This is a genomic window from Proteus sp. fly-1008, from assembly GCF_040140305.1.
In the GTDB taxonomy this organism is placed as follows: Bacteria; Pseudomonadota; Gammaproteobacteria; order Enterobacterales; family Enterobacteriaceae; genus Proteus; species Proteus vulgaris_B.
This window is the reverse complement of the sequence record NZ_JBEEWH010000005.1, coordinates 282,895-292,164: the sequence shown is the minus strand read 5'-3', so window position 1 is coordinate 292,164 and position 9,270 is coordinate 282,895. Positions and strand designations below refer to the sequence as shown.

Sequence of the window (9,270 nt, the reverse complement as noted above, 5' to 3'; positions counted from 1 at the left end):
AAACCGTCCCAGAGCCGGACTCTCAAGGGAGACCGGAAAATCCTGCTGAAACGCGCTCACGAAGTCTCAGACCGGGAACGCTTCATCATGGAGACCTGGACAGGCGCATTCCCGCAACTGCTGGCCGCCTACGAGCACAAGGAACGCTTTTACGGCATCTGGGACGCCACCACACGACCCCAGGCAGAAACCGCCCTGGACGACTGGATAGCCACCATTCCGAAGGGCCAGAAGGAAGTCTGGAGCGATCTGGTCAGGGCTGTGGGCAACTGGCGCGAAGAGATCATGACCTACTTCGAGACGGACATGCCCGTCACCAATGCTTACACGGAGTCCATCAACCGACTGGCCAAGGACAAGAACCGTGAAGGGCGAGGTTACTCCTTCGAGGTGATGCGGGCACGAATGCTCTACACTACGAAGCACAAGAAGAAGGCTCCGACTGCGAAGGTCTCTCCGTTCTACAAGAAAACCATCGGTTACGGACTGCCGGACTTCGCAGAGGAACTCAACTACGGGGTCGATCTATCAACCATCTGAGGGTGGTATCAGGTTGGTGGGGTGAAGGTGCCCCATCAACCATTAAATCCGTATACCCTTTCTTTATAGCGTTATTCGCTATACCTGCAATTGCAGAACACCCCACATCGTTCAGTCAGGCAAAACGATTTGCCCGAGAAATTTACCAAGACAACCAGAGTACGTTTTACTGTGGATGTAGCTATAGCAATGATGGTGCGATTGATGCTGCATCTTGCGGATATGAACCAAGAAAGCAACCGAAACGAGGTGAACGCTTAGAGTGGGAACATGTAGTCTCAGCTTGGGAAATTGGCCATCAACGCCAATGCTGGCAAAATGGTGGTCGTCGGAACTGCGAAAAGAATGATCCTGAGTTTTCTAAAATGGTTTCGGATCTCCATAACCTCGTACCATCTGTAGGAGAGCTCAATGGGGATAGGTCAAATTTTCGATTTGGCATGATTCCGAATGAACCAAGATCCTATGGTCAATGTGATTTCGAAGTTGATTTCAAAGACCGTCGAGCAGAACCACCAGCTAACCGTCAGGGTGATATTGCTAGAATTTATTTCTACATGCGAGATCAATACGGCCTAAGACTCAGTAGGCAACAAACTCAGCTATTTGAAGCTTGGTCAAGAATGGACCCTGTTGACGAATGGGAAAAAGTGCGTGATTTTAAGATTAAAACTATTCAAGGTAACTCTAACTGCCATGTGTCAAATAGCTGTTAATTGAAACTAGCTGAGACAAACTTGTTGGACAAGGTTCTTTTAGCGAAAATCAGATTAACATTACTAAAATTAATCTGATAGTCGGCAACTGCCAAAGTGGACGTTCGGATCTGACTCGCTTTTGAACCATCATCAGCTTTGTCGAATTAAGTCGAATTTTCAATCAATCGTAATTCCCCCAAATTTCTCTCGTATAGCGTCGTTAATATCTATGCATTTAATAAATTGTCAGAAAGGAACCCTAAGTCACTTTGGAAAGTACCCGTTTATCGAAATTAGCGTAATAGCCTATTGATTCGCACACCACTAATAGTTCACGCCACTCATCGCTTTGGAACAAATGCGCCATAGAAAGTTAATCTTATTCGTATTGTTAAGCATCTATTTGGCGCTAATTTGGCTGGTAAATTAATCTCTGTTTTGCCATTCTTCAACGATTGGCTGCCAGTTTACTTCACGAGGCTCACCTGTGGAGTTAGACCATACGTCCCAAAAGTCAGGATCATCAGACTGAGGCCTTTGCTCTTCACTAAGTTCTTTCATTCGAACTAACACCGGTAGTTCTGAAGCCCATCCGAGTAAAATTGCATGTCGAGATGGTAGCGATGGTAGCTCTCTTAATAGCCCCCTCATGTTATCGGGAACAAGCCTATGAACTTGTTCTTGGTCTCTATCATTGCTAATTCTGTGCAGTAAAAAAGTATTACATTGAGAAAGAACAGTAGGAGATAACTCAGAAGGTCGTTGGGATGATACTACTAGTCCCAAACCAAATTTACGCCCTTCGCGAGCGATTTTTTCAAATACTTTGCAGCACACATCAGAAACTGATTGACTCTCACTTTCTTCTTTGTATCGTTTGATAAATGTATGAGCTTCCTCTGCAACCATTACTGTTGGTAATGGTTTTCCATTCATCTTCCGATATCGTTGAAGAGCTTCAAAAGTCACTCTAGAGATTACTGCTGTTACAAGATGGATAATTTCATTGGGAACTAGTGATAGGTCGATAACAGTGATAGCACCATGAGTATCCTTCCCAAGAAAAGTATCTAGCCAATCAGTTAAACTTATTGGTTCCTCAGAATCTTTAGTAACTGCACTAATTCGGGTGTCACCTAGCATTGTGCGAATTCGAGTCAAAAGAAATTCCATGAACTGCTCAGTTCCCGTTTCTTGTGCTAAAGCTTCGAGATAGGCGACGAAGTCATCACCTTCAAAGCGAATAGGCGTATCTTCACTTTTCGGGAGAAGTTCTTGTTCATCACCACCAAGTGCAACATGAGCTTCTTTTAACTCAGAAATCAACTTATCAGTATCACTGACTTCAGGCTTAGCAGGCCACTGTGCTCCTCTTCTGGAAGATAGGTAAGTATTTATCGTGCTTATTACACTATTGAAAGGTTGGTTGTGGATTTTTTCGTTTAATGTTATGAGGCTAGTTTCCCATGACGTTAAACTTTCAACTAAGCCTTTGGCATGACCACCATTCACATATATCTGCCCTTGACTTGCTAGTTGCCTTATTGAAACTAAAAGTATTCCGCAAAAATGTTTTGCTTGAATTGTCACATCATCTTCTGACAACACATCATTTCTCATCGCCCTCAAAGCTCGTCGTAGTAATGGGAGTTGAACTTTTGAACTTGCCTGAGTGAACGCCCCCCATTCTGAACTGTTCCATAGCCATGATGGTACTTTAAGTTCTAACTCACCATAATCAGAGTTAGCCTCTACGCGCAATAAATTCCCCTTATATTTTGACTTTGGACCAAATGCTCGGCTGTACTCCCCGTTAGGATCAAGTATTATAAATCGAGCGTTCGGAGTTTGGCCCTGTTGTAAAACTGCGTCCAGTGACCATTGAATTAGTCCCGCCACAGAGCAAGATTTACCACTACCTGTGTTGCCTAAAACAGCTATATGTCGCCCAAAAAGCTTATCGGGGTCGATTTTTATTTCTGCATTGTTAGCTAGAGGACTATCTCCTATTTTAACCCTTCTGTTTTCACCTGATTCGATTATTGAGTTTAATTGTTGGTCAGTAGGTAAAAGCACTGAATCACCAACTGAAGGAAATGCATCTGTTCCTCTGGTGAATTTGAAACCATCGTTTTTTCTATCGCTTCTCAATGTACCAACGGGGTTGATACTGAGCTTTTTTAGAGGAAAAGGTAAGTCTATCAAGCCAAAATCTTGCAAGCCTCTTCTTTTGGGGTATGGCGAGTGTTCTACTGCGATCCACTCAACTTGACCAACTAGAAATCCATCATCACTGTTTATAAGCACATAACTGTTGATTCGAGGAAAGTTGCGAGGTGAGCCTCCTTGAAGAGAGACTGAGTCTGGGGAATCAATTTCTAAGGAAACTCTAATTTCACTAGGCGATACAAAACCAACGGTTCCGATTCGTAACTGTTCCAGTCTTTCTATAGGCAAGTAACTCATGATGTTACCTCGGTGGTAGTTGCATTACCTGAGTGTTCTGACTGGATAAAGCCTCGCTGTTTTAGTAATTCGGCCATCTTTATTGATGCTTTATCTATGGCTGGTTTAGGTAGATAGTTATCAACCAAAGTTTTTAGATCCCCCAAATGGTCACCCATTAGTAAAGTGATTTGAGCTTTTCTTCCACTTTTACCAATGAAGTTCATAATTCTTTCTAGCGGATCTCCGAAAGCAATGATGACTAGATGGGTAGATGGAACGGTAAGCATATCTTCAATTACTCTGTTTATATGCTCATCACCAAAGCTATAGCCATACGTGACTAATGTACTGTTTGGACGGCTAGTCGCTGCTGCTAAGTCTCTAAATAACTCTACATAGGGGTACTCAGCGGTTTCTCTATCTTTGACTGAATTAGGGTAAATCATAAGTTGTTCATAACTATCGCTTTCGTGCCCCTCTGCTTCTAGAAACGGTTCAACAGAGCGAGCTCCAAAAGGTAGGCCAAAGCGCCTAATCGCACCATCTTGTTCGTGCCAATCTAGAGAACCGTGAAGTTTGGTAAAACGTGCCACTCCTTCCAAATATCTTGGTTCACCACGTATTCCCGGAGGGTTATAGTGATAATCAACTTCTAATCTTGAGGATCTAAAAACGGGAGCAATACTTCCAACAAAACGGTCTATGAGTCTTAAACCAGCAAGTTCAGCACCAACCTCGATAATTCGGTCATAGTTCGTTGTAAAAATATGCAATCTGTCGCGTGTAGCGGTTCTACTTGCAAAGCTCATTAAGAAACTCACAAGATAATTGAAAGTTTCCTCTTTTCGTTTTTTTTCAGCACTTTTAATTAAGTGTTCTCCTGTACTGACAGATTTTGAAAACTCACCTAGACATCGAGACAATTCCCCCTTAATTGCAGCTAAATCAGCTTTTAGGTCTCTATAGGCTGCATATGGAGCCGGGGGGTTTTCAGGTTGCGGGCTATCCAACACTGTTAAAATTTCAAGACCTTTGATAAGTTCATTAATAGCTCTAATTTGATCTTCTATATTTCCTTGTGCGCGACCAGCCGATTTGGCAGCTTTTGTAGCGAATTCATTTATTTCGCTTTGACAGACCGCTAGATCACTGATCCACCCCATTCCAACGGGTGGCACGCCTGTAGCCGACATTTGAATAGACGTACTTAAACCCGCACCGATCAATAGATTTAAATGTTCGGATTGAAAAAGTGCTGTTAACCAAGGCTCAATATTTTGGCGTAATTTCTCTATTGATATTTTAGAACCCTGTTCTCCCCATGAAGTATTCGTTGATAGGATAAAAGGATAAGAATCACTTTGCTCATTGGAGTTTGGTGTTAGCTCAATAATATCAGGAACACTGCCAACTTTAATTTGCTGAATAGTCATAAATACACTTCTCATATTTGTGTGAAAGATATAGCGTTGGGGACACAAACGTCTGCCATGAATATTTACAACTTAAGCCGTTGGCATTGAATCATCCGTCACAACTATCTGAAATCCTTAGTACATCTTCAATCTCGACACCAAGGTGTTCAATCGTGCTTTCGAGCTTAGCATGACATTTTACAATACAGAACGTTTGCATACATATTTGAGGTATCCAAGCCCAAATATGTATGAATTAAAAATGAAGATATTGAGAAAAGTGGCTTAGCTGGGTTGGTCGATTTTGGTTGGCCACGTCAGTTCCTCGCTCATAGCTATCTGTCCGATGTCCAACTCTATTTATCGAAACTACTACAAACACATTTTTGCAAATTTGTCGCAGTTACATAAATGCATATTGATTATTTTTTCTGCTCCATTAGTCCTGCAAAACGGGGCTAACGGAGCAATTTATTCTAATTGTTCCCCGAGACTTCTTCCGTTGCCTCCTGGCGAAGTTTCTGGGCATCCATTCCGTTTAGCCGTTCAATGGCTCTATCTGCGGCACTCTGACGATTTCCATCAACGTTTAGCGTACTTCCTGAGCCTGTGAGTCGTTCCAGATCCAGTGACGGTACTTCGGGTAGGTTGCCTGTTATCGACAAGATACCTATCCATTCATCGAGATTGACTTGGCTCCAATCTACCTGGTTTAACTGACTCGCGGTCAAACCTTCACAGTTTGGTGACTTGGCACTGCCCCAACCAAGGCCCAATTGAGGGCGTACTTGTTCTTGAATGATCCGTGAAAGTGGCGAAGTAAAACAGCAATATGACTGCCGTTTTTCAACACAGGCACCTAAGAACTTAGACTTGCAGTAAGAGCCTACATAGTGGCAACTCTTCAATACCCGCTTGGCGTTCATTTCAAACTCGCTCTGCTCACATTTCCAGATAAGCTGAATGAGGATCATAGTGACTGAATAAATCATGTAGGCCGTCATAACCGTACTCAGAACCGCGCCCGCAGCGCCCCCCAGGGCAAAGTTACCACCCGAAACGACACCATCGGCTCCAACCGCACCACCAACGTTACTAAACAGTGCCGATTGCGCCCCCGAACCAAACGTAGAGCCTACCCACTCAGCCGTTTTGTTGGTCAACACCTGCATAAAGCCAGTCGCAGCTTGCTCCGCTCCCGCGCCAGCAGCCGTTGATGGCCCAGCCCCCATGAGAGAGTCCCATGCAGACACAAAAGGCTCTTTAACCGCACTCCAGGTACTGGTGATTGGTTCCCTGAGCGTATTCCACGAACCATAGATTGCCGAAGACGGATTCATGGCCATGACTGCCGTATCAAGCTTGTTGACCGCAACTATCATCGTGATGTAATCCGATAGCGACACGCCACTTGGCTTTTCACAGCAATCCACTATGCCGCCAACGGCTTTTTTGCACTGGCCAGCATTACCTTTAAAGACCGTACACTCGACGTTATCTTGGCCATCAGCTCCTGTGCATGACATATCATTGGTCATAAACTGCGCCGCATTAAGCATCGCAGCGGCCTCTGCAAAGTTAGCCTGCTTGATTGACTCTGGCTCTAAACAATCTGTGCCCATACAGCGAACTGGCCCCTCACAGTTGTATTGAGTTTCCATTCGAGCGTTTTGCACTTCAACGCTTTGTCCGCAGTCATACACCAAACTTTGGATATAACAGAAGCCTTCATGACCAGCCCCGCCCTCAGTACATTCGGTTCTGACGTACTGGCAGGCCGGATTTTGCTCTAGCGCGGCACACGTATTGGTGGTCGTGTTTTGTCCGTTATTGACGATGGTTTGTGTATTACCATTGGCATCTACCCAGCTATCTGAGCTGCCCATGTTGAACTCTGGGTGAGCAGTCGAGGCATTATAGGTCGCTTTTGCCCTCCAGCATGAGAGCCCCAGTCCATCAGAGCTGCCACGACTGGTTAAATGAGCAGGAGACGAAACAACAGCCGGATAAAGACTTCCAAGCTTCGCCAACTCGCTACTACCAACCGTTAACCCGTCGATTCGTTTTGTGCCCGTATCCAAACACTGCCACTGCACCGCAGTAAACTGATCCGTTTGCATCAAGCATTGGTCTATGCCCGGATCACTTGATTGATGAACAACGTCTTGCTCTAAGTACTTGCCGGAGAAGGTCAAGGAAGCACTCAGTTTCGCAGGAGCCAAACACTTCTGAACTTCTCGGCTGCAAGTGTCGAAATCGACTTTGTTCCAGCCGGAATCGCATCTGGAACGAGTGACCTCCTGGGGTTCATGCCACGAAATAATCGAACCATTGACGACTTTACACAATGAGCCAACCAAGGTTCCTTTTGGACAGGTCATTTCAGGGTATTTAATGGACGGTTTCGTCTCAGTCACCGTCTCCTTATTGCCCGTCAATGAGAGTGTCGTTTTCCAGCCATTTGCCTTGGATGGCGACTCGGTGATTTTTATCTCAGTATTTTGATTATCAAAAATCCTCAGCGTAGCGTTTCCAGTTTGCATAGTACTGCTGTGCTGTGGAACAAAACTGAGCGTTTCGGAGCTAAAGCAACCACGCTCAATGGACCAGCTTTGTTGATGGGTTTCAGCGGATACACGTCGCTCTAACTGACACTGAGTAAGCGTGCTGATCTTCTCGCACACCTGGTAATCGGGTACATGCTTGGTTTCAGTAAATGGCGTAATCGTCTGAGTAGGCTCACAGGCCTCAAAACTACTCGGCATAAGATTGGATACCACACACTTTGGATCGCTGGTTTGCAATCCACAGTCATAGGTATCGGTAAAACGAATGCATTCACCTTTATCATTGGTTTCGGCACATTCTGACGACATGAAGCCACATGAAGGGTTCGCTTCAAGCACTTGGCAGGCCTGATTTTCAATCCCCTTATAGCTTTCATCATCCACACTGACTTGTACACGACGACACAAAGGCGATATGCCAGCCACTGGGCTTGGGGCAAAATAGGATTCACAAACTGAAACACCATTGACCACCGTACATCCGTTGGTTGAAGACGGCTGATCCGTGCATTGAATGCTGTAGTCTGAAAACTTAGCCGGGATATCCGCGGCTTGTTCGATACAGGACTGTGGTGACCAACTATCATTCATCACCACCTTGGTTGGATCAAAGCGTACCTTGATGCGTGCATACCCCTCACCACTACCAGTGACCGATACGCGAATTTTGACTGGCACTTCTAAACCGGGCTCTACCGCTTTTAGCTTGGCCGTTAGATCGGTATTAGGATTGCGCTCCCAACTGGTACTGAGCTCGCAGCGACCTGCCGTTTCTGGTGGAAAATTATTGTTCGGCCCAGACCAGACTTTCTGATCACCAAGCCACACTTGCATGTAGTCATCCCATTTGGCGTACTCAAGTACGGCTGAGGTAATCGCATCGGGATTCACGACTTTGAGTGTGATGGCCTGTTCGAACACTTTACAACTACCACTCCAGTAGTTGTCACCAATTCGTCCTATCCAAACTTCAAGACACCCTTCACCACAAGAGCGAAGGTTCATCGGCCCTGAAACATGCTCAATGATACCTGCCGTGTAATCGTGAGTGATAGTGCAGCTGTTAACCGCTGTATTGAGCCTGTCACATTGCTGGTAGTTTGGGCTGCCTTCACCTTGAGACTCACAGCCTGGGAAGCTTTGAGTTAATAGATTTGGGTCAGTTTGAACCGCATCGGTTAATGCCCAAAGCGGATCATTGACCATATCTGGCCGAGACCTGTCTTTGATTTGCTGGAGCGAGCGAAACGCCTCACCCGTAGCGCCATTTTCGGATGCCATGCTCTCTTGGCGCTGCGTCCCCAATTGATTCATGCTGGCATCAGAGCCATAAACGCCCGTTAAGACATCCAATGAGCCTTGATCCATACCAGGGAAAAGCTCTTGCAGGTTAATGGACTCATTACCACTGCCATTCGGCACTGACAATGTATTGCCATTGAGTGCGGGCATCGTCCAGTTTTGCAGCAATTGCTTACCTTCTTGTTGTCCGCTTAGGCCGGATTGGCGCTGCACATCAGCGGCCACACCATGTAAGGGCAAGCACGCCATAGTGATAGATAAAATACCCGCTAACACTCGGGTAAAAAATGTTGGTTTCAT

General features: G+C 45.3%; 5 protein-coding genes. 2 read left to right on the top strand and 3 right to left on the bottom strand.

The features are described 5' to 3' along the window. Positions 1-540: transposase (locus tag ABN256_RS11290; protein ID WP_200793612.1), on the top strand; the 540-nt coding region annotated here is incomplete at its 5' end. 41 nt (positions 541-581) lie between these two features. Next, on the top strand, positions 582-1,256 hold the full coding sequence (locus ABN256_RS11285) for an endonuclease (RefSeq protein WP_048608563.1): 675 nt from the start codon (positions 582-584) through the stop codon (positions 1,254-1,256). A gap of 408 nt (positions 1,257-1,664) precedes the next feature. Here the strand turns inward: ABN256_RS11285 and ABN256_RS11280 are convergent, their stop codons facing one another. The 3 genes from ABN256_RS11280 to traN all read right to left on the bottom strand — a co-directional run bounded on the left by ABN256_RS11280 (position 1,665) and on the right by traN (position 9,270). After that, positions 1,665-3,704 (bottom strand): ATP-binding protein, encoded by a 2,040-nt coding sequence (locus ABN256_RS11280; protein WP_004249372.1) that lies wholly within the window; start codon positions 3,702-3,704, stop codon positions 1,665-1,667. After that, complete coding sequence (locus ABN256_RS11275; protein WP_004249371.1) at positions 3,701-5,119, bottom strand: SIR2 family protein; 1,419 nt, start codon at positions 5,117-5,119, stop codon at positions 3,701-3,703. The genes ABN256_RS11280 and ABN256_RS11275 overlap by 4 nt, the downstream gene beginning before the upstream one ends. A 458-nt stretch (positions 5,120-5,577) precedes the next feature. Beyond that, positions 5,578-9,270, bottom strand: coding sequence for a conjugal transfer protein TraN (gene traN, locus ABN256_RS11270; protein WP_064497036.1), 3,693 nt, complete (start codon positions 9,268-9,270; stop codon positions 5,578-5,580).